At 66.4% G+C, this 26,695-nt stretch carries 25 protein-coding genes and 2 pseudogenes; 13 read left to right on the top strand and 14 right to left on the bottom strand.

Annotation, left to right across the window (positions count from 1 at the left end):
• Positions 1 to 64 precede the first annotated feature (64 nt).
• Positions 65 to 757 (top strand): hypothetical protein, encoded by a 693-nt coding sequence (locus FRANEAN1_RS41140; RefSeq protein ID WP_020460969.1) that lies wholly within the window; start codon positions 65 to 67, stop codon positions 755 to 757.
• Positions 758 to 2,397: 1,640 nt separating this feature from the next.
• On the top strand, positions 2,398 to 3,210 hold the full coding sequence (locus FRANEAN1_RS41135) for a phosphopantetheine-binding protein (protein ID WP_157472671.1): 813 nt from the start codon (positions 2,398 to 2,400) through the stop codon (positions 3,208 to 3,210).
• A 668-nt stretch (positions 3,211 to 3,878) separates the two neighbouring features.
• Here the strand turns inward: FRANEAN1_RS41135 and FRANEAN1_RS16575 are convergent.
• Positions 3,879 to 4,973, bottom strand: a complete 1,095-nt coding sequence (locus FRANEAN1_RS16575; protein ID WP_020460966.1) for an IS630 family transposase — start codon at positions 4,971 to 4,973, stop codon at positions 3,879 to 3,881.
• Positions 4,974 to 5,408: 435 nt separating this feature from the next.
• On the opposite strand from FRANEAN1_RS16575, the gene FRANEAN1_RS16570 reads away from it, so the two are divergent.
• The 3 genes and pseudogenes from FRANEAN1_RS16570 to FRANEAN1_RS43510 form a co-directional block, all read left to right on the top strand.
• Positions 5,409 to 7,097 (top strand): fatty acyl-AMP ligase, encoded by a 1,689-nt coding sequence (locus tag FRANEAN1_RS16570; protein ID WP_020460965.1) that lies wholly within the window; start codon positions 5,409 to 5,411, stop codon positions 7,095 to 7,097.
• An 11-nt stretch (positions 7,098 to 7,108) separates the two neighbouring features.
• Entirely contained in the window at positions 7,109 to 7,543 is a 435-nt protein-coding gene (locus tag FRANEAN1_RS16565) for a nuclear transport factor 2 family protein (protein ID WP_347177170.1), read from the top strand.
• 13 nt (positions 7,544 to 7,556) lie between these two features.
• Positions 7,557 to 7,790 (top strand): annotated as a pseudogene (locus FRANEAN1_RS43510) (helix-turn-helix domain-containing protein); the annotation flags it as partial.
• A 15-nt stretch (positions 7,791 to 7,805) separates the two neighbouring features.
• Here FRANEAN1_RS43510 and FRANEAN1_RS16560 read toward each other — a convergent pair.
• Both FRANEAN1_RS16560 and FRANEAN1_RS16555 read right to left on the bottom strand, forming a co-directional pair.
• Positions 7,806 to 8,234, bottom strand: coding sequence for a transposase (locus FRANEAN1_RS16560; RefSeq protein ID WP_020460963.1), 429 nt, complete (start codon positions 8,232 to 8,234; stop codon positions 7,806 to 7,808).
• Between the two features lie 174 nt (positions 8,235 to 8,408).
• The gene (locus tag FRANEAN1_RS16555) at positions 8,409 to 9,044 is read right to left on the bottom strand and encodes an IS630 family transposase (protein ID WP_020460962.1); all 636 of its coding nucleotides are present in this window, start codon (positions 9,042 to 9,044) and stop codon (positions 8,409 to 8,411) included.
• Between the two features lie 249 nt (positions 9,045 to 9,293).
• On the opposite strand from FRANEAN1_RS16555, the gene FRANEAN1_RS41125 reads away from it, so the two are divergent.
• Complete coding sequence (locus FRANEAN1_RS41125) at positions 9,294 to 9,449, top strand: hypothetical protein (protein WP_157472669.1); 156 nt, start codon at positions 9,294 to 9,296, stop codon at positions 9,447 to 9,449.
• A gap of 1,436 nt (positions 9,450 to 10,885) precedes the next feature.
• On the opposite strand, the pseudogene FRANEAN1_RS43505 reads toward FRANEAN1_RS41125, so the two are convergent.
• From FRANEAN1_RS43505 to FRANEAN1_RS16545, 3 genes and pseudogenes are all read right to left on the bottom strand, one after another.
• Positions 10,886 to 11,023, bottom strand: a pseudogene (locus FRANEAN1_RS43505) (IS110 family transposase); the annotation flags it as partial.
• Positions 11,024 to 11,084: 61 nt separating this feature from the next.
• Positions 11,085 to 11,861, bottom strand: coding sequence for an IS5/IS1182 family transposase (locus tag FRANEAN1_RS16550; RefSeq protein WP_020460959.1), 777 nt, complete (start codon positions 11,859 to 11,861; stop codon positions 11,085 to 11,087).
• Positions 11,862 to 12,024: 163 nt separating this feature from the next.
• Positions 12,025 to 12,546, bottom strand: coding sequence for a transposase (locus FRANEAN1_RS16545; protein ID WP_198145528.1), 522 nt, complete (start codon positions 12,544 to 12,546; stop codon positions 12,025 to 12,027).
• Positions 12,547 to 12,691: 145 nt separating this feature from the next.
• Here FRANEAN1_RS16545 and FRANEAN1_RS16540 point away from each other — a divergent pair, with 145 nt between their 5' ends.
• On the top strand, positions 12,692 to 13,762 hold the full coding sequence (locus FRANEAN1_RS16540) for an integrase core domain-containing protein (RefSeq protein ID WP_083788266.1): 1,071 nt from the start codon (positions 12,692 to 12,694) through the stop codon (positions 13,760 to 13,762).
• Positions 13,763 to 14,080: 318 nt separating this feature from the next.
• Here the strand turns inward: FRANEAN1_RS16540 and ltrA are convergent, their stop codons facing one another.
• Entirely contained in the window at positions 14,081 to 15,334 is a 1,254-nt protein-coding gene (gene ltrA, locus FRANEAN1_RS16535) for a group II intron reverse transcriptase/maturase (protein WP_020460956.1), read from the bottom strand.
• Between the two features lie 670 nt (positions 15,335 to 16,004).
• Positions 16,005 to 16,997 carry a transposase gene (locus FRANEAN1_RS16530; protein ID WP_347177169.1) on the bottom strand — a complete coding sequence of 331 codons (993 nt, stop codon included), beginning with the start codon at positions 16,995 to 16,997 and terminating at the stop codon, positions 16,005 to 16,007.
• Positions 16,998 to 17,505: 508 nt separating this feature from the next.
• On the opposite strand from FRANEAN1_RS16530, the gene FRANEAN1_RS43500 reads away from it, so the two are divergent.
• From FRANEAN1_RS43500 to FRANEAN1_RS43495, 3 genes are read left to right on the top strand one after another with little or no spacing between them, the layout of a single operon-like run.
• Positions 17,506 to 17,661, top strand: coding sequence for a hypothetical protein (locus tag FRANEAN1_RS43500; RefSeq protein ID WP_020460953.1), 156 nt, complete (start codon positions 17,506 to 17,508; stop codon positions 17,659 to 17,661).
• Between the two features lie 12 nt (positions 17,662 to 17,673).
• Complete coding sequence (locus tag FRANEAN1_RS16525) at positions 17,674 to 18,573, top strand: integrase core domain-containing protein (protein ID WP_020460952.1); 900 nt, start codon at positions 17,674 to 17,676, stop codon at positions 18,571 to 18,573.
• A 45-nt stretch (positions 18,574 to 18,618) separates the two neighbouring features.
• Positions 18,619 to 18,744, top strand: a complete 126-nt coding sequence (locus FRANEAN1_RS43495; RefSeq protein ID WP_347177168.1) for a hypothetical protein — start codon at positions 18,619 to 18,621, stop codon at positions 18,742 to 18,744.
• Positions 18,745 to 18,803: 59 nt separating this feature from the next.
• Here the strand turns inward: FRANEAN1_RS43495 and FRANEAN1_RS16520 are convergent, their stop codons facing one another.
• The 6 genes from FRANEAN1_RS16520 to FRANEAN1_RS16495 form a co-directional block, all read right to left on the bottom strand.
• A complete protein-coding gene (locus FRANEAN1_RS16520; RefSeq protein WP_041254273.1) occupies positions 18,804 to 19,514 on the bottom strand; it encodes an IS6 family transposase in 711 nt (236 codons plus the stop codon).
• 82 nt (positions 19,515 to 19,596) lie between these two features.
• Positions 19,597 to 19,917: a hydrogenase maturation nickel metallochaperone HypA gene (locus FRANEAN1_RS16515; RefSeq protein WP_020460950.1), complete on the bottom strand. Its 321-nt coding sequence runs from the start codon at positions 19,915 to 19,917 to the stop codon at positions 19,597 to 19,599.
• A complete protein-coding gene (locus tag FRANEAN1_RS16510) occupies positions 19,910 to 20,485 on the bottom strand; it encodes a HyaD/HybD family hydrogenase maturation endopeptidase (RefSeq protein ID WP_020460949.1) in 576 nt (191 codons plus the stop codon). The genes FRANEAN1_RS16515 and FRANEAN1_RS16510 overlap by 8 nt, the downstream gene beginning before the upstream one ends.
• Positions 20,482 to 21,168 carry a cytochrome b/b6 domain-containing protein gene (locus FRANEAN1_RS16505; protein WP_020460948.1) on the bottom strand — a complete coding sequence of 229 codons (687 nt, stop codon included), beginning with the start codon at positions 21,166 to 21,168 and terminating at the stop codon, positions 20,482 to 20,484. Before FRANEAN1_RS16505 ends, FRANEAN1_RS16510 begins: the two co-directional genes overlap by 4 nt.
• Positions 21,165 to 22,886 carry a nickel-dependent hydrogenase large subunit gene (locus tag FRANEAN1_RS16500; RefSeq protein ID WP_020460947.1) on the bottom strand — a complete coding sequence of 574 codons (1,722 nt, stop codon included), beginning with the start codon at positions 22,884 to 22,886 and terminating at the stop codon, positions 21,165 to 21,167. The genes FRANEAN1_RS16505 and FRANEAN1_RS16500 overlap by 4 nt, the downstream gene beginning before the upstream one ends.
• Positions 22,883 to 24,085 carry a hydrogenase small subunit gene (locus FRANEAN1_RS16495; protein ID WP_020460946.1) on the bottom strand — a complete coding sequence of 401 codons (1,203 nt, stop codon included), beginning with the start codon at positions 24,083 to 24,085 and terminating at the stop codon, positions 22,883 to 22,885. The genes FRANEAN1_RS16500 and FRANEAN1_RS16495 overlap by 4 nt, the downstream gene beginning before the upstream one ends.
• Positions 24,086 to 24,220: 135 nt before the next feature.
• On the opposite strand from FRANEAN1_RS16495, the gene FRANEAN1_RS16490 reads away from it, so the two are divergent.
• From FRANEAN1_RS16490 to hypE, 3 genes are read left to right on the top strand one after another with little or no spacing between them, the layout of a single operon-like run.
• Positions 24,221 to 24,463 (top strand): HypC/HybG/HupF family hydrogenase formation chaperone, encoded by a 243-nt coding sequence (locus FRANEAN1_RS16490; protein WP_020460945.1) that lies wholly within the window; start codon positions 24,221 to 24,223, stop codon positions 24,461 to 24,463.
• Positions 24,460 to 25,548 carry a hydrogenase formation protein HypD gene (gene hypD / locus FRANEAN1_RS16485; protein ID WP_020460944.1) on the top strand — a complete coding sequence of 363 codons (1,089 nt, stop codon included), beginning with the start codon at positions 24,460 to 24,462 and terminating at the stop codon, positions 25,546 to 25,548. The genes FRANEAN1_RS16490 and hypD overlap by 4 nt, the downstream gene beginning before the upstream one ends.
• Complete coding sequence (gene hypE / locus FRANEAN1_RS16480; RefSeq protein ID WP_020460943.1) at positions 25,545 to 26,633, top strand: hydrogenase expression/formation protein HypE; 1,089 nt, start codon at positions 25,545 to 25,547, stop codon at positions 26,631 to 26,633. The genes hypD and hypE overlap by 4 nt, the downstream gene beginning before the upstream one ends.
• Positions 26,634 to 26,695 lie beyond the last annotated feature (62 nt).

Here is a 26,695-nt window from a genome sequence, read left to right as displayed (position 1 = left end):
CTACCGGGCAAGGAGTCGTCGTGAAGGAATATCGAGTTCGGCGTTATCACCAGAAAGGTCGACTGTGAAACGGCGATCATGGCCGCTGATTTCTAGCCTATCCATCGGCATCTTGACAGCAGGCGCCATTACTGCCGCGACTCTCCTGACAACATCCGGGGAAACCGCCGCGTTTTCTTTAGGTGCCGCGGCCTCTGCTAGCCCGAGTACGCAGGACCTTGGTCCGAGTACGCAGGACGTATCGGCTGCCGAATCCACCCTGTCGAGGGCGATCACACTCCAGCAGACTATGCTGGTTCCTCCCGGCGCGAAACCACAGATGTCAAAGGAAATGAAGGCCACGCTTGATGTTGCCGACGCATCGATATTCCGGCCGACGGCGGACGTCAGCCGGAGTATGATTAGCAGTGGTTCAGCACAACTTGAGGCTGTCTATACAGGCGCAGAGTTTTTGACCCAGAAGGAGATTCTTACCAACTGGGCAGAAGGTATGACCGCGGGGGAGGTCCTTACTCTGGGCGGCGGCGCCGACTCATTCAAATACGACACCGTTGCAGAGATCGATCGCTCCACACTCGAGATCAAAGGAAGCGCGCGCGTCTGGGCGCAGTACGCGCAGATTCAACACAACACCCACCTGGTGGCCGCGACGCCCAGCAGTATCATCCTGTTTGACGCGGCCCTGACGCTAGACGCAGATGAAGTTTGGCGAGTATCTAAGTTCACCTGGACCTTCGCGCCGGGAAGTGGGCCTTAAACCCCAGTCGCGGCGCCTTTCGATGCGCGGATATGGAGTTTTAGAATAAAATTTATGGCCTGTCGCCGGCCTAGTTTTTCCGGCGTGCCGCAGCACCACCCGTGCCCGGCTTTCCACGTTCACCGGCACGTTCCTGTTGATCACTAGTGCAGACAGTTCGGCGCGCTGCCCGTGGCCCAACTCCACATGACCAGAGTAGTCGCAGATCTGTGGGTGTAACGAAAACAGAACTGGCGATGCTCGAGACTTCGGTATTCTGACCCAAGCTGTTGTCTAGGTCAGAACACCGAAGTCACTGGGTGCCCTCAGGTCCGCTTCTACTGTGACGGGCTACGTTGAATGCTCTGTGAAGCAGACCAACTAGTAGTTACTAGTGTCCTGAGCCGTACGTTCTCTGGCAGTAGATGGCGAGGGTTTCGTCGTCGGTCTCGGTTCAGATGAACCGCCTGGGGTTCTTGTTCCAGGGGTTGATCCACGTGCGGCTGTCGGCTTTGAGCGGGACGACTGCGAGGTTGGCCGCTCGGCGCAGTTTCCGGTTGGTCAGCTCGGCGAACCAGCGTTCGACGAGGTTGATCCACGATGCCGAGGTGGGGGTGAAGCACAGGCGGAATGGCGGGTTGCGGGTCAGCCAGGTCTTTATTGCCGGGGGTCTTGCGGGTGGCGTAGTTTTATCCAGGATCAGATGCAGGTCGTAGCCCGTCGGGACCGGACCGGGAATCGGTCAGTTTCAGGAGGCGGAGGAGCTTCTGGTGTCGGTGTCGCCGGTACGACTGGGCGGTCACCGGCCCAGGCGTAGGGTCCAGCACCGCGAACAGGCTGGTCGTGCAGTCACGGGCGTAGCCGCGGGTCATCCGCTCGGGTGTGCCCGGCATCAGTGGCAGTATCGGGGCGGTGCGGTCGGGGGCCTCTACCTGGGCTTTGTGCGGGACGAGGCGCCGTGTCTTTTTCTGGATGGAGGTGGAGGACCTTCGTCGCTGCCCTGGCGTAGCAGGATGGTGAAGCTGGCGGCAGCCTGAGCCGCGTGATGGCGGGGAGAGTGGGAGCAGCCGCGACGACGGCCGGACGGGTCGCCATTACCAGCCGGCTCGAAGTTGTGCAGCACGATATGGACGTCCCTGCACAGTACCCGCACCCACGCCTCCTGCGGCGTCGGCTACGGCGCGCCAATATTCACCGGCGACCTCCTGCGTGGCCATCTGTCGGCGCGACAAGCCAGTCTCCGTCGGCTGTCTCTTCCTTCCTGGTCAGAGCAAGTATCCGGCCCGCACCATCGCTGGCACCTGTTCTTGCGGGGCATCATGAGGCCGGTCGAACAACCCATCAATCCCATTTCTGTTAACGGGAAAGCCATAGGCCCACTGTCGGTCGGGATAATCCGAACAACGCGACGATCTCCTTCTTCTATCGGCCCTCCGCCTGCCACCAACACGAGCCGGGCTCGCGTTCACCACGGCATACAGTAGTTTCTCATGAAAATACTCATTGCGCACCGTTCCGTTGTTAGTTCCATACTCGTATGGAACACCCGAACCGCGGGCACGCAAAACCCGTGACATCGAGATCGATTTAAATCAACCTAACGCATCGTCAAGTATCGGCTCGCGAGACGGTAGGCACTTCGTAAGGATTTGGTATTCGACATGGATATAAGAGCTGACGTTATGCACCTTCTGAAAGATGGTTTCAATCTTGAAACCTCTTCTATAAGACCGGATTCTAAACTAAGTGATGAACTTGGCATTGACTCTTTGCAGTGGGTCGAGCTGCGGGCATGGTTGGCTGAGCGGGGCGTCGATGACGCTATAGATCCCGGCTCGGAGCTGGACACCGTCGGAGATATCGAGAGGCTTCTTGACTCTGTCTGCGATTCGGAACACCAGCCGGCTCGGCCGGCGAATCCGCAAGCGGCTGGGTTCTCTCTCGCGGACGTGCGGCCACCGACAATGCGCAATGAATACTTCTCAATGAGGCCGGTAACTCCGGAGACGATACCTTTCCTCTATCACCTGGCGGCATCGGAGGAGATCGGCTTCAGATGGCGCTACAGGGGTGCTGTGCCGAGCCCGGAGGTTTTTAAGGCTGGACTTTGGCAAGGGATCTTCGCCCAGTTCGTTGTCTTCAACGAGGTCAACTCGCAGCCTGTGGGCCTGGTTCAGCTCTACAATGCGGACCCCTCTCGAGGTACTGGATATGTGGGAGCCGTCTTCATTCAAGGACTGATGCATACAGGTCTCCCGATCGAGGCCTTCGACATGTTTCTACGTTACGTTTTTCGTGTTTGGACATTCAGAAAGCTCTACATGGAGATTCCGGCCTACAATTATGATTTGATCAAGAGTGGCCGAGGAAAGTATTTTGAAGTAGAAGGATGCCTCAAAGATTACACTTACTATGATGGACGATACTGGGATGAATATATCCTGTCTCTCGATCGAGATTCGGTCTTGAAGTAGAATTCTCTCCTCCTATGGAGGGGTGCAATTGAGATAAAATTGCCGGCCGACCCGCAGGTCGAGGTATCGTAGTGGCCCTGAAATACATGTTCAGTGGGCTGGGGTTGCCTCTTGTTCCTAACCAGTCTTTCCGAGTTGGATGCCGGGCCGGCTGATCCGGAGAGGCGCGGTCCGTCGGTGGGGGCCGGGTGGGCGGGCGGATGTCGCGGAAACGAAGTCGACGCGGCACCGGCGGGGGAGTTGACCCAGATGGGGCACACGGTGAGCCATTCTGTGGTCGCACAGATCCGTCGGGAATCGGGGTTACAGTCCGCAGGCGAGCCGTATGACCTTGGAAGGGACACGGCAGCCGGACCGCGATGCCCAGTTCCGGTACCGTAATGCCGCTGCGGCCGGGTTCCTCGCCGCCGGTGACCCGGTGATCAGGGGCGTGACGATGAAAGGAGAGGAAGGAATTGGGCGCTTCGGGCATCCTGGCCAGGAGTGGCGCTGCACCAGTGAGCCGGAGCAGGTCAACCACCACGACTTCCCTCCGCTAGCCCTGTTCTCCGTGCATGAGCGCATCGTCGCAAGTCAGCGACCCGAACATGTTAATCAATCAATGTATTGCCGCAGGTCACGGGCCCATGTGCGGAAGACGGGGCTAGTGTCCCATGATTCCGTTTCCTTTACTTGCTGTTGTTGCCGACCAGCTTCTTGACGCTCACCTGAACGAGGCGGACTTTGGCCAGGATTTCGTCCGCGGTCGCGGTCCAGACGAACGGCTCGGGGTTGCTGTTCCAATGAGCGATGTAGTCGCGGATCTGGTTGATGAGGATCTGGACGGAGGAGAAGGTGCCGCGGCGGATCGACTGGCGGGTGATGATACCGAACCACGTCTCGATCTGGTTGATCCAGGACGAGCCGATCGGGGTGAAGTGGAAGTGGACATGCGGGTTCTGCGTAAGCCAGGACCGGACGTCCGGTGTCGTGTGAATGCCGAGGTTGTCCAGCACGATGTGGACCTCCCTGCCGGCATGGGGCTCGACAGCGTTCTTCAGAAAGGCGAGAAAGTGTGCACCGTCACGAGCCGGCCGGCATTCGCCGTACACCTCGCCGGTCCCCACGTTCAACGCGGCGAACAGGTTGGTCGTGCCGTTGCGGACGTAGTCGTGGGTGCGCTTCTCGCGGGCGCCGAACGTGATCGGCAGCAGCGGCTGGGTGCGGTCCAACGCCTGGATCTGATCTTTTTCGTCTACGCTGAGCACGACCGCACCTCCAGGCGATTCGAGGTAGAGGCCGACGATATCGGCGATCTTCTCCGCGAAGCGCGGATCCTTACTGATCTTGAAGGTGCCCTGCTGGTACGGCTTCAACCCGTGGTCCCGCCACAGCTTCGCCACATAGAAGTGCGAGACCGACGCGCCCGTGGTGCGCTTGATGAACGTGGTCATCTGTCGGCTCGACCAATGCGACAAGCCGGTCTCCGCCGGCGGACTCTTCCTGGTCAGGGCGAGTATCCGGCCCCGCACCATCGCCGGCACCTGTTCTCGCGGGGCACCACGAGGCCGGTCGAACAATCCATCAATCCCGTCTTTCCGGTAACGGGAAATCCATAGGTCCACTGTCGGTCGGGACACCCCGGCCAGCGCGGCAATCTCTTTCTTCTGTCGGCCCTCCGTCTGCCACAACACGATCCGGGCCCGCGTCGCCACCGGCGCTGGCGTATCGTAGTTTTTCGCGAAAATATTTAATTCTGCGCACTGATCTGCTGTTAGTTCCATACTCGTATGGCACACCCGATCTGCGGACACGTAAAGTCCACGGTGTCGGGATTGATTTGAATCAACTTGGCGTAACGTAAAGTATCAGCTCTCACGAGACACTAGCGCACGGGAAAGCCACTTCCTACGGCGTCTACGAGCTTGCGGCCAGCTCTGCCAGGGTGCCTGTAGCGATCAACCATGATACCTCCGCATTTGCGGCCGCCGCTGGCGGGAATCGGTAGGAAGAGTTACGCGATCAGCGGTTCGGCCGGATAACTTTTATAGGGATTTCCTTATGTGTCGTCAGGTGCGCGAAAGCTGCCTGGAGAGGTGTTTCAGTACAGCCGCTGCTGGCCTTCTCGCGCGCTGTAGTCGCTGTTTTCTGCCCTGTTCCTGGTGGCCGCCCGCTAGGACTGAACGGGCCGCTGTAATGTTGGAGGAGGCAAATTTTCAATGATGAATCTACTCGAGGGGATTGATCGGGCTCGGCTTCAGGGCGGGCGGGTCGTCTTTCTGGACCCGGACGCGGAGGACGGTTTGAGCTGGTCTGATTTCTTCGTTCAGGCGGAGCGGGTCGCCGCGTGGTTGCAGGCTGCGCGTGGGATTGGACCGAGTTCCCGTGTGGTGGTGTTGGCGACGCCGTCAAAGGCGATGGTCACCGCAGTGGTGGCGGTCTGGATGGCCGGAGGCAGTGTGACTTGCGCCCCAACACCGGCGCGCACCGTCGACCTGCCGACCTACGTGGATCAGACCGGCAAGCGCATCGCCGCGCTCGGTGACCCGCTCGTCCTGCTCGGTGCACCCTACGAGGAACTTGGGGAGACGCTAGCCACCGACGGGGTCCGGGTCGACCGTCTCACCGATGCGGTGGCTGCGGAATCGGCCGGCGCGTGGAAGAGACCCGAAATCACTCCTGACGACCCCGCGATCGTGCAGTTCACCAGCGGTACGACCGCGGCTCCGAAAAGTGTCCTGATCAGTCATGGAAACCTGGTGGCGAACATCGCGGCGATCCGAGAACGGATCCGTCATGACGAGGTCCACGGCCGGCTGCTGAGCTGGCTGCCGCTGTCCCACGACATGGGCCTGATTGGCGCGCTCGCCGTGCAGCTGACGTGCGGGCGTTGCGACGTGCTGTTCGGTACGCCTGCGGACTATCTGGCCTCCCCGTCGTCGTGGCTGGCCAATGCGGCTCGGTACCGGGCGACGATCCTACTGGGCCCGGCGTCCGCCTACGCAATGGCGGGACGGTTGCTGGCGGTCGGCCCGCGGCTGGATCTGTCCTCGATCAAGGTCGCACTGTGCGGCGGTGAGCCGATCGAGCCCGCGGCCATCGAACGATTCCTCGACGCCGCGGCCCCGCACGGCTTGGACCGGAGCGCTTTCCTGCCCGCCTACGGTCTGGCGGAGGCGACCCTGGCGGCCGCGATGCCTCCCACGCCGGGGCTGCGGTTCGACGAGATCGACGCCGACGTCTTTACTCAGCGGCGGGTCGCCGTTCCCGTCACCGTCCCTGGTGCTCCGGTGCGTCGGCTGGTCCGGCTCGGCCCACCGCTGCCCGGTCTAAAGGTCCGGCTCGTCGACCCGGAGTCCGGGCAGCCGTGCCCGGAACGATCTGTCGGTGAGATTTACATCTCCGGGGAGTCCGTGACCTCCGGATACCTCGAAGGCAGCGACGCCGAGCTCGATCGGTGCAGCGGGGCTGGTGAGGCAAGCGAGGCCAGTGGGGTCAGGCACGTGGCGGACGGCTGGCTGGCGACCGGGGATCTGGGGTATCTCGTCGATGGCGAGCTCGTAGTCTGCGGGCGCGCCAAGGATCTGATCATCATTGGTGGAAGGAATCTGCATCCCGAGGAAGTCGAGGAGGCCGCCGCCCGGGTTCCTGGGGTTCGGCCAGGCAATGTCGTCGCCTACCCCACCGCCCGTGACTCCGGCGCCGCCGAAGGGATGGCCGTCGCCGTCGAGACCCGAGGCGGCCACGAAGAGGCCACGATCCGCGCCAGGGTGACTGCCGCTGTGCTGGCCGCAGTCGGGGTCCGACCGGTCCAAGTTCATGTTCTGCCGCCCGGCAGCATCCCCAAGACACCGTCCGGGAAGTTGCAGCGCGCCAAGGCTGCCGGGATGTTCGAGAGCCGACGATGAACAACGGATCAGTGACCCGTCAGGAGACCAGCACCGTCGGTGCCGGGCTCACCCCTGAGGCAGTCCAGGCGGTCGCCACCGCCGCGGACCGCGTATACGACGCGTGGGCCGCAACGAGCACCCAGCAGCGCGTCGGGATTCTCGCCGCAGTCTGCGCGCCGGACGTCGCCTATGCGAACCCGTTGAGGCGCGCCAGCGGCGTCCAAGCCCTCGCCGAGCTGATCAGCGAACTGAGGGCCGCTTACCCCGGGTACTTGCCGGCACGCATCTCGGGCGTGGACGCTCATCACGACGTCGCCCGCTACGATTGGGCGCTGCGCGACCGGTCCGGCCAAGCGGTGCTTGGCGGGATCGAGATCGTTCGGTTTACGCTGGAGGTGCGGCTGACCTCAGTCGTCTCCTTCTTCGGCCCGCCACCCAGGATCAACTACATATATCAGGCATGAGTACTGATGGTTAATGTGCGGGGTTAATGCTGCTGGTGATGGCTTGTGGTGTGTGGGTACATCTATCGGCATGAGGTATGCGACGGGTGGCGGGTTGACGCCCGCCGAGCAGGTGGAACGGGAACGGGTCCGGATGGCTGCGGCGGACAGGTTCGCCGCGGGAGCGACACGGACGGAGGTGGCGCGGGAATTCAAGGTGACCCCGAAAACAGCGGGCTGCTGGTATCGGGTGTGGGAATCGGGGGGTGCGGCGGCGTTGCGGTCAACCGGTCCGGTGTCCTCGTGCCGGTTGGATGATCGGGATCTGGCCCGGTTGGAGGCGATCCTGCGTCGGGGGCCGGGGGTGTATGGCTGGACCGATCAGCGGTGGACCCTGGCGGGTGTCGTCGACCGCGACGAGGACCGGCTGGCCGTCGCCGACGAGCAGGCGCACGACCAGGCGGGCCAGTGCCAGGCCGACCTGGTCCGGGCACCAGCGGGCGGCGGAGAAGAACCGGTGCGCCCGGTCGTGCGGCCACACCCGTGAGAGCCCCGCGCCTACGAGCATCCCGCAGACCGTGCGCCGGCCGGTCTGGGCGAGCGTGCCGCCGACCAGGGCGCGGAACACCTCGAACGTCGGCGCGGTGAAACACGGCCGGAAACCCGCGAGAAGGACCGCGAGAGAAGAAGGTAAGGTGAAGTCCGGGAGCATCGGCGTCCACTCTTTCGAGTTGGTCAGGAAACGCCGATGCTCCCGCTACCAGCCCGTCGGGCCGTTTCCTTCCCTTTTCGACGCGCCGCACGGTGCCACGCTCGGACACCGCCCACGGATTCTCCTTCGTTCAAAGAGCGAACTCAATTAACCTCGACACACCACTACCGGCAATCAAGGAAAGTGCGAAAGTCGAGGGTCCATGAACGTGAGGAAATCGGCCCTGGTGTGGCTGGGGAAGCACCTGGCGGTGACCCGCCCCGTCCCGACGTCGAGGGCGGCGAACAGGTCGGTCGTGCCCTTCCGCTGGTAGTCGTGCGTGCGGGTGGCGACCCGGCCGGAGGCGACCGGCCGCGGTGGCTGCGTCCGGTCGAGTGCCTGCACCCCAGGCTTTTCGTCGATCGACAGCACCTCGGCGCCCTCGGGGGGATCGAGGTAGAGGCCGACGGCGTCCTTCACCTTGGCCTCGAAATCCGGGTCCGCCGAGAGCTTGAAGACTCGGTGCCGGTGCGGCTGGAGATTGTTCTCCCGCCACAACTGGGCCACGAAGGTGTGCGAGACCGACACTCCTTCGCGGCGCTTCAGGTACCGCGCCATCTCGGTGCTCGTCCAGTGGCTCAGTCCGGTCTCCGGCGGAGGGGTGGTCCTGGTCAACGCCAGGATCCGCGCCCGTACCCGACCCGGGACCTCCCGTGGCCGCCCCGGGGACACCCGGCTCACCAAGCCGTCCGGCCCCTCCTCGTCATAGCGCGACAGCCACAGCCGCACGGTAGGCTTCGACGCGCCCGCCTTCTCGGCTATTTCCCGCACTGAGAATCCTTCGTCCCGCCATAGCACCATACGGGCGCGGGCAGCCGCAGACCTGTCGTACGTCGTACCCACCGCCTCCAGCCAAGGACGCGAGAATATCGCGTTGATTATCAGTCAGGATCATGTGTCCAATTTACCCACACTTTTTCCAGCCTAACAGTGGCACTGGAACGAGCATTTGTTTACGCCGCACTAGCATGCAGAACTACACCCCGCCGCGTCGGTTTGCCGTTCGCCCGGCCGAGATGTGTGACCTACGGGCCGAACCTGAACAGCGCGGCGGTGCTGCTGGTCTCGGAAGGCAACGTGGCCGTCGAGCACGCCACGCTGCTGCTCGACGGGCTGGCGGCGGTGGCGGTGTTGTCCGGGTTGATCGCCTGCGTGAACGCCCGCCTCGCCGAGTGACTAACCGCCGCCGGGTTCGACGCGGCGACGAAGACCGCGCTGGGGCCAAACCGGTACCGTGCGCGGACGAGACCCCGGTCAACCTGTGACATAAGGACGCCGACGGCGCCCAGCTGGCGGGCAGCCCGCATATGGTCACGGTGCGCACCCAAGGCCCGGTCCTGGTCTGGTAAGCCCCGGTCTACTCCGCTCAGCAAATGCGCTCAAGGACCCGGGGGTGCTCAACAACTTCACCGGCTGGCATAATTCGACGGCCACCTCCAAGGCGTCCAGCAGTGCCTCGCCCACATGATCAGACGTCTCCAGGGCGGTCTGGGATCTCCACCATGACGAGCAGCGCTGGGCCCACGACCGCCGACGGCTAGGATCAGCCTCTCGACCCGGACCTGCTCGCAGCCCTTCGCGCCCGCTACGACAAGGACGTCGAGTGGGCCGGATCACCAACCGCTGTCGCGAGTAGCACGACGGCAACCATCCCGGTCGCAAACCCGCCTGACGACTCGAGGACAAGGCCGACCAGGTCTGGCCGTTCCCCAGGAACCTCGCCGTTACCTGGACGAACAACCCCGCGAAACGGGTGCTGAGGGGACCGAAACCCACCAGGTCGTCTCCGGCTACTGGCACGGCCAAGCAACCCTGGGCGCCCATTGCCGCGTCCGCTCCTACCCGGTCTCGCCCGCGACCACGGCATCCGTGCCCGCGACGCCATCCCACGCCCTGACCGGCAATCCCGGGCCACCCGCCCCGCCCGCCGCAGCCTGAAGACAGATCGACACGGGTCACGCCGGCAAATGGACACGTTCCGTAACCGAAGATATTTCTCTCGGATCCAGCGCAGGAGGCTGTTGATCCGCTGGAAGACCGTGTTCAGCGCAGATCGGTAAATCGCCCGAAGTGCCACATACAGCTACGAATCAAGCTACACTTAGTAGCTGGTGGAAGCCATGTGTCCTTAGGAGTCGCCCTGTGTCCGAACCGATCGCCACCCGGCTCACTCTCGGCCGATTGCGAGGACGCCCAGCGCGTCGTTCGGTCATCCGCATTTTATCGGTGTCCCTGGTCGTGCTGCTGGTCAGCGCCGTGATCTTCGCCGGTTGGTACCGCGCGACTTTCCATGCTTGGCCGTGGTCCTCCAGCCTGCCGAACAGGGTGACATATTGCGACCGCGATTACACCGGACCAGGCAATCCGGTCACGTGGGCCGAGGCAGGAGCGCTTGAGAAGGGCACCATACGGAAGGTCGGCCGCAACGGGGTCGGCGCTCTCGGGTGGTCAATTTACGCAAATCCGCTGTCGGAGCAAGCCCGGGCAGGAAACCCACCTCTTCCATGTGCCATGGTTGTATACCTGCGCACTGACGACGATCGGGTCGCGCCCTACGTTCTCAGCGGCGGACCGTGAGCTGGCAGAGCAGCGGCACTGACGCCCCTGTATTGTCAAGTAGCCGCGGTGGCCGGTGGGCTGGTGTGCGGGATGGCGTTGTAGATTTCGCGGGCGATGTAGCGCTTGAGGCAGCGGACGATCTCGCGAGGGGTTTTGCCTTCGGCGAGGCGTCGTTGCTGGTAGGCGCGGGTGCGGGGGTCGCAGCGCAGCCGGGTGATGACGATGCGGTGAGCATTTTCAAAGTGGCTTTTCCTAGATTCCTTCCTGTTCAAGGACGAGGACGGCTTGGGCGAACTTGCCGACGCGGCGTGGGCAGCTGCGGAAGCGGTTGAGGATCCGCCAGTTCTTCAGTACCGCGAACCCGCGCTCGCCTGGTGCGCGGGTGGCGGCGTGGGTGCGGTTGATCTCCTTGAGTCTGTCGGAGAGCTCGCCGTTCGCGGGCTTCTTGTAGGGGACGAGGAGGTGGTCGCTCTCGCCGCCGACGTACCCCTTGTCGGCGAAGAGATGGATGGTCTCCGGGCTGTTGATCACGTAGAGGATGTCGTGCATCCGGGTGGCCTTGAGGTCGTGGATCGAGCCGGGTAGCCCCTCGGAGATCCAGATCATCCTGCCGTAGGGGTCCATGAGGCCCTGCAGGTTGATCCCGTGGTACTTGTGTTTGTCCGAGTAGTACAGCCGGTTGTGTGCGCGGACACGGTTGGTGCGCACGACGGTGCCGTCGAGGATGAGGAAGTTGCTCTGGGTCCACGCGAACATCCAGACCGCTGCGAGCAGGCTGTGGCCGCGGGTGGCGAGCAGTTCGACGGCCTCGTGGACGTAGTTGTAGACGGTGCCGACGCCGACCTGGAAGCCTTCGGCGAGTTGCTCGTAGGTGTCGCCGTTGCGTAGGTGCGCGAGCACGAGGAGTGCCTGGTCGCGTGGCGGCAGTTTGCCCCAGGTCTGCCGCTGGGCGCGGTCGTCGGCCAGCAGGGTGGCGAAGAAGTTCAGGGTCGACTCGGACAGGGCGATGGCGCCCGGGTAGGTTAGCAACGGAAGTCCTCGGTCAGGGCACAGTGGGGTAGACACCCTGTGATCTACCGGGGACTTCTCTATTTCTCGCCGCTACTTCAACAGGCTTCGCACAACACCCCCCGCCGGGCGATCTTCCAGCGAATCCGTCAAACATTCCGCATGGAATTCGCGGACGATTCAGTCAAAGCGAGATTGAAAATGCTCGGTGCAGCGCGGAGTTGGCCTGGCGGTCGCCGCCGCGATTGAGGTGGTGTCGGCGGGTCTTCCCGGACGAGGCCTCGATCGGACTCACACCGCGCAGTGCCGCGAAGGATCGGTCGCTGGTCAGCCGTCGCGGGTTGTCGCCGGCGACGATGAGCAGCGCCGCGGCGGTGTCCGGTCCGACCCCGACCCTGGCGAGCAGGGCGGGTGCGTGGCGGTTGAGCACGGCAGCCAACCGGCGGTTGAGGTCCTCGATCTCGGCGGTGAGCGCCACGATCCGGGTCGCGAGCTGGCGCAACGTGTAACGTGCGGCGGTAACTGTGTCGGTCGGCTCGACCTCGTCGAGCGCGGCGCATCGACGCACGAGTGTGGTGCGGCCCAGCCCGGCGAGGGATTCCCGCAGGCCAGGTTCGGTGCGGACCAGGACTGCTTTGAGCTGGTTGATCGCCTGGGTGCGTGCTTTGACCGCGGAGGCCTTGGCCAGCCGGAACATCCGGGCCATCTCCACCGGTCCATCGCCGGACTTCGCGGTCGCGGTGGCCTGGCCGGTCAGAACGGCACGGGCGGCCTGTGGGGCTCCAGAACCCCGATTTGGGCGGTGACCTGCGCGTTTGCCTGCCGGACTGGGCCTGTGTCGGGCAGGCTGGATGGTCATGGTGTGGTCGCTGCTCTACGCCCTGACACGCAACGCTCTCGGACTGATGTTGCTCCACGTGCGCGGCGACACCGCGAAAGACGTCGAGCTCCTCGTCCTACGACATCAGGTGGCGGTGTTACGACGGCAGGTGAACCGTCCGACGCTGGAACCGGCGGATCGGGTGATCCTCGCGGCGCTGTCCCGGCTGCTGCCCCGGGCTCGCTGGGGTTCGTTCTTCGTCACCCCGGCCACCGTGTTGCGCTGGCACCGGGAATTCCTCGCACGAAAATGGACCTATCCCCGCAAGACACCCGGGCGGCCGCCGGTCCGCAGGGAGATCCGCGAGCTGGTCCTGCGCCTCGCGCAGGAAAATCCGACCTGGGGCCACCGCCGGATCCAAGGCGAACTCGTCGGGCTGGGCTACCCGGTCGGGGTCGCCACCGTCTGGCGGATCCTGCACCGCGCCGGCATCGACCCCGCGCCCCGGCGGGCCGACACCTCTTGGCGTACGTTCCTGCGCGCCCAGGCCTCTGGCCTGCTGGCCTGCGACTTCTTCACGGTGGACACCGTGTTCCTCCAGCGGATCTACGTGTTCTTCGTCGTCGAACACGCCACCCGCCGTGTTCACGTCCTCGGGGCCACGAAGCACCCGACCTCGGCGTGGGTCACCCAGCGGGCACGGAACCTGCTGATGGATCTCGACGAGCGCAGCCACCGCTTCCGATTCCTGATCCGTGACCGCGACACGAAGTTCACGGCTTCCTTCGACGCTGTCTTCGCTGGTGCCGGCATCGACGTGGTACGCACACCACCGCAAGCCCCGACGGCGAACGCGATCGCGGAACGCTGGGTCGGCACCGCCCGCCGGGAATGCACCGACAGATTATTGATCGTCTCCGAACGGCACCTGACGTCAGTCCTCGGCAGCTACGCCGAGCATTTCAACACCCACCGACCCCACCGCTCCCTCGGCCAGCACCCACCCGACCCGCCGCCCATGGTCACCCCGACCTCGGATTCCACCGTCCGTCGCACCCGCATCCTCGGCGGGCTGATCAACGAGTACCGCAACGCCGCCTGATGAGATCCCCGGACGATCACAGTAACCGTAAAAGGCCAGCTCACACGCCGAAACCCGGATTTCGGAGCCCCACAGGGTGATCCGACATCGAGCTGCAGCTGTTGCCCACCTTCGACGTCTGTCGCAGCCTCCGGAAAACTGGTCGGGTCGCCCGGGGGAGTTTCACCCCCGGGCGCCCACAGATCCGGACGTGAACCTCTCGGCTCATCCGGCTCTTGCTGCGCATCACGGACGGTGCTCGCTTAGTCGCCGCTGGCTGTGGCTCATCCCATGGAGGTTGGCCGCAGCCCCCGGCGTCCGCACCGCCCTGCGGGGCGGTCAGTACCGCAACGCCCAGTGCGCAAACAGGTCAGGGGACCGTTCCCGGACTCCCTTGAGCCATGCCCACGCCCTACGCTCACTTCGTGTCAGCCGTTTGTACTTCTTCCTCGCCCAGCGCACGAGATGGCTGTCAATGCGCGTGCCGATGGGTAGCACCACGCTCGGGTAGAACATGGTGAAATATTCTAGCCAACCCGCCACTTTCGGGTTGATGTCCGCGGCGAGTTGATCCAGTGTCAGGTTCGTTCGCCTGTGCAGCCTCAGGTCGCGCATTTCGCGGCTGAACGAGGCCACCCGATCCGGCGCGGCACCCGGGATGAAGCTGGTGAAGCGTTTCTTCTGGGTGCCGTTCCATGCCACTCGTGGCCTGAAGGTATACGACAGGAACGTGAACGACGTGTTTTCATAGTCGCCACCTCGGTTGCTGTCCTTGCAGTACACGATCCGGGTCTTGTCGGGGTGAGCTTCCAACCCGACTTCGACAAGCCTTGCCACCACCGCGTCCCGCACTTCCCTGGCCTGTTCCAGGCTCACACAGTGAAACACAACATCGTCCGCCCACCGCTCGAATGGAACGGTCGGGAACTCGCGCGCCATCCAGGCGTCAAGGCCCCAGTGCAGATAGATGTTAGCCGCCAGCGGGGAGAATGGGCCACCCTGGACTGTGCCCATGGTTCTCTCTTGCAGGGTTCCGTCGGCATGCTTCGTCGGCGCTTTCAGACAGCGTTCCACGTACATCAGGACCCATTTCTGGTCCGTGTGGTACGCCACCGCCTTCAGCAGCTTTTCCCACGGCACGGTGTCGAAGAACTTCCGCACGTCCAAGTCAACGACCCAGTCGTGCGACCAGCACCGCTTCCGGCAGACCTCGAGCGCCTGGCGCTGCGAACGGCCTGGTCTGTAGCCGTACGAGTCCCGGTGGAACACCGGCTCGACCTTCGGCTCCAGAGCCAGCTTTAGCACCGTCTGCGCTACGCGATCTACTACATTGGGAATGCCGAGGGTTCTTGCTCCTCCTTTCACACCTTTCTTCGGGATCTCCACCGCTCCGACGGGTCCGGGGAAGTACGACCCCGACGACATGCGGTTCCACAGCACGTACAGGCGATCCTTCACGTTCGCCTCGAACTGCTCGACCGTCACTCCGTCGGGCCCCGGTGCCCCACCGTTTTCCTTCACTTTCAGCCAGGCATCCCACACCAGCTGTTTGGGGATCTCAAACGACTTTCCCCGCGATGCTGGTCCACTCACACGCATCCTCCCCTTAAGCCGGTTGTGCGCACTTGTGTTCCACGCAGCCCTTCCCCTTGGCTCCAGCCCGACCGCGAAAAGCCGGTTTTCATAGCTACTCGGGAAGGTCCGCCCGCGCGCTTCGCAACCGGTACCTGCACCTTGCGGATTCCGCCGCTTGGCGCGTCCCTTCTCGCCTCCGGCCAACCCGGCCGTCGTCACTTTCTCCGCGCGCGTTCACATGTTCCGTACGAGAGCAGCAGATCGGTCTGATGCCACCTCTACGCCGGACGCCGCCCGGGCAGTAAACGGGTATCCCCCGAGCTTGTCCCAGGATGCAGAACAGACCCTGGTTTCGACGTCACCTAAATCAGTTACGACGCTTCAGACGGCAGTAGGCTTGCACCCTTTCGCTCATCTTCCCGATCCCCACCTGCCCGGGTTCACCCGGACTTTTCCCAGACCGTTCAACACCACAGTCTTCAGCTAAGGCACCGCTGGGTGGTTTGGAGCCTCCCCCCGCAGGGCGACTCCGAAGGGCCTCACGGTGCTCGCTACGAAGGAGCGCCGCATCCTCCATCTCCCGCACAGCATTTCGGAGAGTAAGGTAGCCATCACATAGCACTCACCTTCCGTTTTCATGTTCACACGATCTGTCCCTGATCTTGTGATCGAGGTGGACCCGGCGCCGTCAGGTCGCGAGGAGAACTCGTTTGCGGAGCAGGTCGAAGTTCGCCCGGCCATACATCTGCCGCTTGATCATTTTGATGCGGTTCACGGTGCCTTCGACCTGTCCGGAGCTGTGCGGCAGGGTCAGTCCGTTGAGAACGGCGTCGTGGTCGCGTAGGAGGCCGCGGGTGAAGCGGTGAAGATCGGACAGGTCATCGGCGTCGACGGCGGCGATCCACCCGTTGAGCCGCTCCCCGTGGCGGCCGGTGAGCATCTGCGCGAACGCGGTGACATGGTCGGCGGTCTTCCGGAGGTCCTGGCAGCGGGTGAGGACCTGCTGCAATGCGAGGGTGTCCTGTTCATCCAGGTGGTCGGGGTGCGTGAGGATCCAGCGGGTGACGGTGCGGACCTTCGGCGCCGTCCGCGTCGCGGGAGCGGCTGTACTGCCGCCGGCGCGGAGGGGGCGCAGGTAGGTCAGGACCACGGCTTTGCTCCCGGTGTATCCCTGGTCGCGGATCTCCCCGAACAGCTGGCTGCCGTTGGTGATCCCGGCGTTGACCCGCTCGGTGAGGTAGGGCTCCCACGGCCGCAGGATCGAGCCGCGGCCGTCGCGGGCCTTGGCCAGGACGTCGTCGACGCTGGTGGCACGGTAGTACTTGCGGACCGTTCCTCGGGCCAGGCCGAGTCGGGCGGCGATCGGTTTGATGCCCACGCCTGCGGCTTTGAGTTCCTGGACGGCGGCGTACCGCTCGCGGGCGTGTCGCACGAACGCCCGCTGTTCGAAGGACGCTGCCCGCGCTGCGGCCACCGCGCCATCAAGGTCGGCACGCGGCTCGTCCGCAGCCTCGTCAGTGGCCGGTGGTTGCGCCAGGCAGGAACGATGCCGGGCGACCGTCGTCTCGACGTATCCGGCGAGATTGCTCCACAGATGGAAGCGGTCCGCCACCTGCACCGCGTCCGGGGCACCGGTGCGGGCGCCCTCGGCGTAGGCACCGGCCCGGTCCCGGCAGATCACCTGCGCGCCGGGATGCTCGGCCAGCCTGTGGGGTGCCAGAAGTCGGCTTGAGCCTGTGACCTGGGGCAATGCGCTGGCGCGGGGCCGGCCGCATGATGGTCAACTATGTCCGTGCGCCTGCTGTACCTGATCTTCGTTCGGGTCTGTGGCTGGCTGGTTCTACTCAGCTGCTCGTCGGCCGCCAAGGACTTGGAATTGCTGGTGCTACGACATGAGGTCACCACAGGGCTCCACGCCAACGCTCGGCGGGTTCGCTGGACAGATCGCGGGTGCGAGTTCGGGGAAGAGAGCCGATCTCCGCATCCGGAATGATTCGGTGGCGGCCGGGCCTTTTCGAGCGGGGCGCCGGATCGCCGCCACGGGCGCATACGTCGCTTCTGGCCACGCAGACAAGGCCCCACGTCTCGCGAAACGGGCCCCGATCCGACGCCTGTGGGGTGCCAGAAGTCGGCTTGGGCCCGTGAGCTGGGGTGATGCGACGGTGCGGCAGCCGGCATGATGGTCAGTCATGTTCGTACGCCTGCTCTATCTGATCTTCGTGCGGGTGTGTGGCTGGTTGGTTCTCCTCGGCCGTTCGTCGGCGTCCAAGGACATCGAGCTGCTGGTGCTGCGGCATGAGGTCGCGGTGCTGCGCCGTACCCAGCCCAAGCCCCGGTGGGACTGAGCGGACCGGGCGGTGCTCGCCGCACTGATCCGACTCCTGCCCAGAGCGCTGCGAGCGCACCGGCTGATCACCCCGGGGACCGTCCTGCGGTGGCACCGCCGTCTGATCACACGGAAATGGACCTCCTCGCGGCGGATGGGTCAGCCACCGGTCGGCACGGAGATCGTGACCCTCATCGAGCGGCTCGCGACCGAGAACACGACGTGGGGCTACCCGCGGATCCGGGGCGAGCTCCTCAAGCTCGGTCACCGGGTCAGCGCCTCCACGATCCGCCGGGTCCTGACGTCCCTCGGGCTGCCCCCGGCACCGCAACGGCAGACCGACACGACGTGGCGACAGTTCCTGCGCACGCAGGCGTCGACGATGCTGGCCGTCGACTTCTTCCACGTGGACTGCGCGGTGACGCTCCGGCGTCTGTACTGCTTCTTCGTCATCGAGGTCGGCTCCCGCATCGTCCACATCCTCGGGGTCACCGCCCACCCCGACGGACCGTGGACCACCCAACAAGCCCGGAACCTGCTCATGGATCTCGGTGACCGGGCGGCCGACTTCCAGTTCCTGGTCCGTGACCGGGCCGGCCAGTTCACCGCGTCGTTCGACGCAGTCCTCGCCGACGCCGGCATCACCGCGATCAAGATCCCACCCCGAACCCCGCGGGCGAACGCCTACGCGGAACGGTTCGTCCGCACCGTCCGGACCGAGGTCACCGACCGCATGCTGATCTTCGGCGAACGGCACCTGCGCACCGTCCTGGCCGAGTACGCACGGCACTACAACGGACGACGACCCCACCGCGGTTGTGGCCTTCAACCGCCCCGGCCCGACCACCCTGTCGCAGACCTGACCAAGGAACGGATCAAGCGCCGACCCGTCCTCGGTGGCCTGATCAACGAATACGAACGAGCCGCCTAAAACCCCAGGTCAAGGCCGGTGGCCGAGTTCTGACACCCCACAGGCTTGGAAACAGTCCTGCTGGAGATGTTCGGGGCCGAAGGTGCTGTCCGTTCCGAGGACTTCGTGACCGCGCTGCGTCAGCACGGTATTCGCCTCAGCGTCAAGGTCGACGGCGTCGTCTGGACCTGAGTCGGGTCTGTTGCATTGCGGGAAGGCAGGGCATGGATGACCCCCTGCCGACCAGATGATCAGATCGCGAGGGTGAGCTCGGTGAACGCGGCCGTCACCCGTGCGTGGGGGGCGGTGTCGATCCCGAGTTCGTAGTGGCCGCGGCGGATGTTCTGGACGAACGCATGCCCTGCGCTGATCGTCTGGGCGGAGCGCAGCCGTTTCAGGCCGCGCATCGGCCGGAGCCGGGCTTTGAGCCGGCCGTGGTCGGCCTCGATCCGATTGTTCTCCCGGGCGGCGTCGACGTGGCACGCCTCGGGCAAGAATTCGTCGAGGACCCGTGGGTAGACGGGTGCTTTGTCGGTGGTGACCTCGACCGGCCGATGCCCATGGGACAGCGCACGGACGAAGAAGCGGCGTGCCGCAGCCTGGTCGCGGCGGGCGCTGGCCAGGACGTCGATGACCTGCCCGTGCTGGTCAACCGCCCTGTACACATAGGTCCACCGGCCGGCGACCTTCACATACGTCTCATCCACAAACCACCTATCCCCAGAACGGTGCCGACACGGCCGCGCGGCCTCGACCAGCAGGGGCGTAAAGCGCTGCACCCACCGGTACACGGTCACGTGATCAACCTCGAGGCCACGTTCGGCGAGCAGCTCCTCGACATCCCGGTACGACAGCGCGTACCGGAGGTACCAGCGGACCGCCAAGACGATCACCTCGGGTGGGAACCGGAACCCCGCGAACTCCGACGTCGGAACCGGTGGACGGACACGACGTCGACGCATCACTCGATCATGAATGATCGACGGCCGCCGGACAGCGGACTCCGCCGATGCAACAGAGTCCGTCGGCACACCCGCCATACGTCTACGTGGTCCAGCTGACCACGGCGAGCTCGTCCGCGGCCGCCACGACGAGCCCGTTGCCGCTACAGGAGGGGCAGGGGTCGAGCCGGGCGCCGTCGTACTCGTGCGCGCAGGTGAAGCAGCGCAGCCGGTCCGCCGCGTGCTGCCAGGAGAGGTGGGTGTTCTCGAGGCAGGTTCCGGCGGCGGCGGACTGCCACGCGGCGGTGGCCGAGGCGATGTCGACGCCGGCCGCGGCGGCGAGAACCACCGTCCGCACCGGGGTTCCCTCGCTGGCCTCGGCGATGGCGCTGACCGCGGAGCGGGCGAGGCCGGCCTCATGCATGTCCGGGTACCTGCACCTTCTGTTCGGCGAGCACGGACTCTTCGGCGAGCACGGACTCTTCGGCGAGCACCGACCATTCGGCGAGGACGGAGCGGGCCGCGTCGACCAGCGCGCCCACGCGGGATTCGAGCAGGGGGCTCAGGCCCCAGCGTTCGGTGACGGATTCGGGCACGACGCCCACCAGGGCGACGTGCCGGGGGGCGCAGCCGGCGAGCTCGGTGGCGGCCAGCGCGTCGACGAGACCGATGTCGTGGGCGGTGGCGCGCACGCCGTGGCCGCGGCGGACGTCCCCGTCGGGGATGACGATGACATCGCCGGGCCGCCCGTGGGCGGTGGAGACGGCGTCGAGGATGAGGACCGCGTCGCGGCCCGCCAGGTAGGGCATGAGCATCAGCCCGAGCGTCCCGCCGTCGAGGACGTCGACCCCGGGGATCGGCGGCGCGCCGAGCCGCCGGGCGGCGACCACGCCGACGCCGTCGTCGCCGAGCAGCTCGTTGCCGATCCCCAGCACCAGAACGGGGGCGTCCGTCGGGGTGGTGGACGCCCGGAGGTCGGCCGGGTCCGTCACAGGTGGTCCTTCGGGAGGAACTTGTGGCCGGAGAAGATCGAGGTCAGGACGCCGGTGCCCTCCACCCGGTCGACCAGGATGGCGCTGTAGAGATGGTGGATCATGAATCCCCAGGTGAGCCACATGATCAGGTGGTGGACGAGCCGGAGCGTCGGCAGTGACACCACGTGGAGCAGCCAGCCGGTGAGCCAGGCCGCCCAGCCGGTGCCCTCCACGCCCCACAGCACCAGACCGGTGACGATCTCGACCCCGAACATCGTGTAAAGCACGGTGTAGGTGAGGCCGGCGAGCGGATTGTGGCCGATGACCGGGGGTGCCTCCCGGGAGAGGAACGTGTAGAAGCGCACCGACGGGACGATCTGGCCGAGCCGCTCCCGGGTGCTGGGTATCCACTCCGTCCACCGTGACCAGGGGTTGGGCGAGCGGATGTGCCAGCCGACCCGGGCCAGGATGAGTGCGATGAAGACGTACGCGGTGACCTTGTGGATGCTCCTCGTCCAGGTGACCCAGTAGACGTGGCCGCCCGGGTGGATGTCCGGGTTCCCGATGAGGTAGCCGGTGACGGACAGGGCGACGAGGTCCAGCACCAGCAGCCAGTGGATGAGGCGGACCGGAAGATCCCAGACCCGGAACCGGACGAGCTCCGCGTGCTCGGTGTGCGGGGCGGGCGCGGTCACGCTCACTGGACCCGCACCTCGATGATGTCGCGGCCCTCGACGTCGTAGATGTGCGCCGCGCAGGCCATGCAGGGGTCGAAGGAGTGCAGGGTGCGCAGGATCTCCAGCGGCCGCTGGGGATCGGCGACGGGTGTGCCGACTAGCGCGGCCTCGTAGGCGCCGGGATTCCCCTCCGCGTCGCGGGGGCTGGCGTTCCAGGTGGTGGGCACCACGGCCTGGTAGTTGCGGATCCGGCCGTCCTCGATGACGACCCAGTGCGACAGCGACCCGCGGGGCGCCTCGTGGAAGCCGACGCCGAGCAGGGCGCCCTCCGGCCAGGATGTCGGACGCCATCGCCCGGTGTCGGCGACGGCCAGGTCGCCGGCGGCGACGTTGTCACGCAGCCGGTTGACGAGCTCCAGGGAGTACTGCGCCATCAGCCTGGTCTCCAGGCCGCGGGCCACCACCCGGCCGAGGGTGGACATCAGTGCCTCGGGCGGCAGTCGCAGGGCGTCGAGCGCGCCCTGCACGAGCGGGCGGATACGGGCGTCCCCGGAGGTGTAGCCGACGAGCATGCGGGCCACCGGGCCGACCTCCATGGCCGCTCCCTGGTAGCGCGGCGCCTTCAGCCAGGTGTACTTCCCGGCGACGTCGAGCTGCTCGAAAGGGGGTTCAGGTCCGGTGTACTGCGGGGTCGTCTCACCCTTCCAGGGGGGCAGCGCGGCGCCGGGATCGTCGTAGCGGAACCACGAATGGGCGACGGACTCGGCGATACCGGACGGGTCGAAGGGTTCCGGTTTCACCGCGAGGTTCCCGTTCCGGATGATCCCGCCGGGGAAAAGGCCGTCCCGGGGTGGCCGGGCGATGCCCGGCGGCGACAGTGAATAGTCACCGAACACCATGTAGGAGCCCAGGCCCCGACCGTAGGTCGTCCACTCGGGATAGGCGGCGCCGATCGCCTGCAGGTCCGGCAGGAAGACCTGCTCGACGAATTCGAGGCCCCGCTGCAGGATCTGCGTCACCTCCTGCAATGTGTTCGCGTTGATGGCGTCCTGGCTGTTGAGGTCGATCGGGGACGCCATTCCGCCGACCACGTAGGTCTGCGGGTGCGGGTTCTTTCCGCCGAGCAGGGCGTGCACCCGGATGTAGTCCCGCTGGAAGTCCAGCGCGTCGAGATAGTGGCTGAACGCCACCAGGTTCAGCTCCGGGCTCAGCCGGTAGGCCGGATGCCCCCAGTAGCCGTTGGTGAACGGCCCGATCTTCCCGCTTTCCAGGAAGACCTTGAGCCGGGTCTGCACCGAGGCGAACAGACCGGCCGTGGACCGCGGATAGTCGGAGATGGACTGCGCCAGCGCCGCGGCACGCACCGGGTCGGCCGCGAGCGCCGCGGTCGGATCGACCCAGTCCAGGGCCTGCAGGTGGTAGAAGTGGACGACATGGTCGTGCACACACAGTGACGTGGCGATCAGGTCCCGCAGCAGCCGGGCGTTCAGCGGCGGGACGGCGCCGACCGCGTCCTCCACCGCCCGCACCGAGGCCAGCGCGTGCACCGAGGTGCACACACCGCAGATCCGCTGAGCGAACAGCCAGGCGTCCCGGGGGTCCCGGCCGGTCAGGATCGTCTCGATGCCGCGCCACATCGTCGAGGACGCGTAGGCCTCGGTGACCTGACCGCCGTCCACCTGCACCTCGACCCGCAGGTGGCCCTCGATCCGCGACACCGGGTCGATGACAAGCCGACTCATCTCGCTTCGCCCGTCTCTCCGTCGCCGTGCGCCTTGTCGGCGTGTGCCTTGTCTGTGGCCGCTTCGTCTGTGGCCGCTTCGTCTGTGGGCGCTTCGTCGTCTTCCACCAGGTCCCGCGCGGCCTGCTTCTCGCGGCGGGCGGCGACCCGGTGCTGGACGACCTTGCCGACGCCGTGCGCCGCGAAGCCGGTCGCCGTGGCCGCCAGCACGCCGACGCCGATCCTGTCGGCGGTGAGGTCGAAACCGGAGGTCGCCACGTGCGGCAGCCGGTCGTAGAAGGGCGACATGGTGTCCCAGAAGCCCGGCTCGGAGCAGCCCACACAGCCGTGCCCGGCCGCCACCGGCCAGGACGTCCCCCCGTTGAACCGGACGCTGGGACAGTTGTGGAAGGTGCTCGGCCCCTTGCAGCCCAGCCGGTACAGGCACCAGCCGTTGCGGTGGCCCGCGTCGCCCCACTGCTCGGCGAACTCGCCGGCGTCGAAGTGGCCGCGCCGCTGGCAGGTGTCGTGGATGCGCTGCCCGTAGGCGAACAGCGGCCGGCTGAACCTGTCCCGCGCCGGGAACTCACCGAAGGTCAGGTGGTGGACGATGGTGGCGGTCAGGTTGTCCGCGTTGACCGGGCAACCGGTCAGGTTCACAACCGGAACCCCGCCGACGACGTCCTCGACCCGGACCGCCCCGGTCGGGTTCGGCCCGGCCGCCGGGATCCCACCGAAGGCCGAGCAGGTGCCGACGTTGATGATGCCGGCCGCGCCACGGACCGCCTCACGCAGGATGTCCTCGGCCGACTTGCCGCCGATCGTGCACGCCCCGGGAATTCCGGTCGGAATGGAGCCCTCGACGACGACGAGATGCCCGCCTTTCGCCACCGCGTCGTCGCGGGCCTTCTCCGCGGCTGTGCCGGAGGCCGCCATCACCGTCTCGTGGTAGTCGAGCGAGATCATCCCCAGAATCAGGTCCGCCGCCGACGGGTTGCGCGAACGCAGGAAAGCCTCGCTGTCACCGGCGCAGTCCTGGAATTCCAGCCAGATCACGGTGGGACGGTCAACCTTGTCCAGCGCATAGGCGACCCGGGGCGCCAACTGGGCCGGCAGGGCGAGCGTCGCGGTGATACCCGCGCAGAATTTCAGGAACGACCGCCGGTCGACCCCCGCGTCCGCCAGCCGCGCGGACAAAGGCCGGCCGGATTCGCTCGTCATGCGAGTGGACGTTAGTGCGCGCCATGGTGCCGAACGGCAGCCTCATCGCCTCGGCCGCGGGAGTCCATACGAGCCGAACGGACGGGCCGGACGTCCCTTGCCGCACCTGTCCACCGCACCGGAGACTGGCCCAGCATGTGCCTCGGGATACCTGGCCGGATCGTGGCGACCGTCGACGTCGCCGGCCTGCTCATGGGCACGGTCGACTTCGACGGGCTGACCCGCGAGGTCTGCCTCGCCTACGTCCCCGACGCGCGGGTCGGCGAGTACGTAATCGTTCACGTGGGGTTCGCCATCAGCATGGTCGACGAGGCCGAGGCGCACCGCACCCTGGAGATGCTCCGCTCGATGGGCGCCACCCTGGAGGCGGAGCTATGAGATACCTCGACGAGTACCGCGACCCCGCCCTCGCGCGGCAGCTCCTCGACGAGATCCACACGACGGCCACCCGGCCCTGGACCCTGATGGAGGTCTGCGGCGGCCAGACGCACACCATCGTCCGCCAGGGCATCGACAACCTGCTGCCGGCGGGCCTGCGGATGATCCACGGGCCGGGCTGCCCGGTGTGCGTGACCCCGCTCGAACTCATCGACAAGGCCCTGGCCATCGCCGCCCGTCCCGAGGTCATCTTCACCTCCTACGGCGACATGCTGCGGGTGCCCGGAACGGGGACCGACCTGTTGGCCCTGCGCGCCCGCGGCTCCGACGTCCGCGTCGTCTACTCCCCGCTGGACGCGGTACGCCTGGCCGAACAGCACCCGGACCGCCAGGTGGTCTTCTTCGCGGTCGGCTTCGAGACGACCGCGCCGGCGAACGCCATGGCGGTGCTGCGCGCCCACCAGCTCGGCCTGCCCAACTTCAGCATCCTGGTCAGCCACGTCCTCGTCCCACCGGCTATGACGGCGCTCCTCGACGCGCCCGACCGCCAGGTCCAGGGGTTCCTCGCCGCCGGCCACGTCTGCGCCGTCATGGGCTGGACGGAGTACGAGCCCATCGCGCACCGTTACCAGGTGCCCGTCGTCGTGACCGGCTTCGAGCCGCTCGACCTGCTCGAGGGCATCCTGATGGCCGTCCGCCAGCTCGAGGCGGGCCACGCGCGGGTGGAGAACCAGTACGCCCGCGCCGTCCACCGCGACGGCAACAGCCGGGCGCGGGAGGCCATCCGCCGCGTGTTCCGGGTGCGGGACCGCGCCTGGCGCGGCATCGGCACCATCCCGGACAGCGGCCTGGCCCTCACCGACGAGTTCGCCCGCTACGACGCCGAGACCCGCTTCGCCGTCTCCGGGCTGACCGCCCGGGAGCATCCCGCCTGCATCGCCGGCGACATCCTCACCGGCGCCCGCGAGCCGACCGACTGCACCGCCTATGGGACGGCCTGCACGCCACGCACCCCGCTCGGCGCGCCGATGGTCTCCACCGAGGGCACCTGCGCCGCCTACCACTCCGCCGGGAGGGCGTCGTGACCACCGTTGACCCCACCTTCGCCAGCTGCGCGCTCCCCCGCGTCGAGACCGAGCGGGTCACGCTCGGGCACGGCAGCGGCGGGCAGCTCTCCGCCGAGCTGCTCCGGGACGTCCTGCTGCCCGCCCTCGGCGCGGGCTCGGCCCTGGCCGCGCGGGCGGGCCAGCCCGACGGCGGCGTCCTCGAGGATGCCGCCGTGCTCGACATCGACGGCGTCACCCTGGTGACCAGCACCGACGCGTTCGTCGTGAGCCCGCTGTTCTTCCCCGGCGGGGACATCGGCACGCTCGCCGTCCACGGCACCGTCAACGACCTGGCCATGATGGGCGCCACGCCGCTCGCGCTCACCGTCGCCTACATCATCGAGGAGGGCTTCCCCCTCGACGACCTGCGGCGGATCATCGCCTCCGTCGGTTCGGCCGCGGCGGCCGCCGGGGTCCCCGTCGTGACCGGTGACACCAAGGTCGTGCCCCGCGGCGCCGCCGACGGCATCTTCGTGACCACGTCCGGCATCGGACGCCGCCTGCCCGCCGCGCGCGTCTCGGCGGCCGCCGCCCGCCCCGGCGACGCGGTGCTCGTCTCCGGGCCGATCGGCGCGCACGGCACCACCGTGCTCTCGGCGCGGGAGGCCCTCGGCTTCGAGGCCGACATCGCCTCCGACACCCGCCCGCTGCACCGTCTCGTCCAGGCCATGGTGGAACGCCGCGGCGGCGACATCCACGTGATGCGCGACCCGACCCGCGGCGGGGTGGCGTCGGCGCTCAACGAGATCGCCGCGGCGTCCGGTGTCGGTGTCGAGATCGACGAGACGGCGCTGCCCGTGCCGCCGCTGGTCGCCGCCGCCTGCGACCTGCTCGGTCTCGACCCGCTGCATGTCGCCAACGAGGGCTGCCTGATCGCCGTTGTCGCGCCCGAGGCCGCCGACGAGATCCTGGCCGTCATGCGTTCGCGCCCCGAGAGCCGGCACGCCACGTGCCTGGGCGACGTCGTCGCCGGTCATCCTGGTCGCGTGGTGATGCGTACGCTGCTGGGCAGCACCCGGCTCGTCGACATGCTCGTAGGCGAGCAACTCCCCCGCATCTGCTGAGCCGCGGTTCCGCGGAACCGCGCGGGCCATCTATCTCCACCGCCAAGAATCTGGTATCACCC

Origin of the sequence: Parafrankia sp. EAN1pec (assembly GCF_000018005.1) — a bacterium.
GTDB classification, from domain to species: domain Bacteria; phylum Actinomycetota; class Actinomycetes; order Frankiales; family Frankiaceae; genus Parafrankia; species Parafrankia soli.
This window is presented reverse-complemented; position numbering and strand designations above follow the sequence as displayed.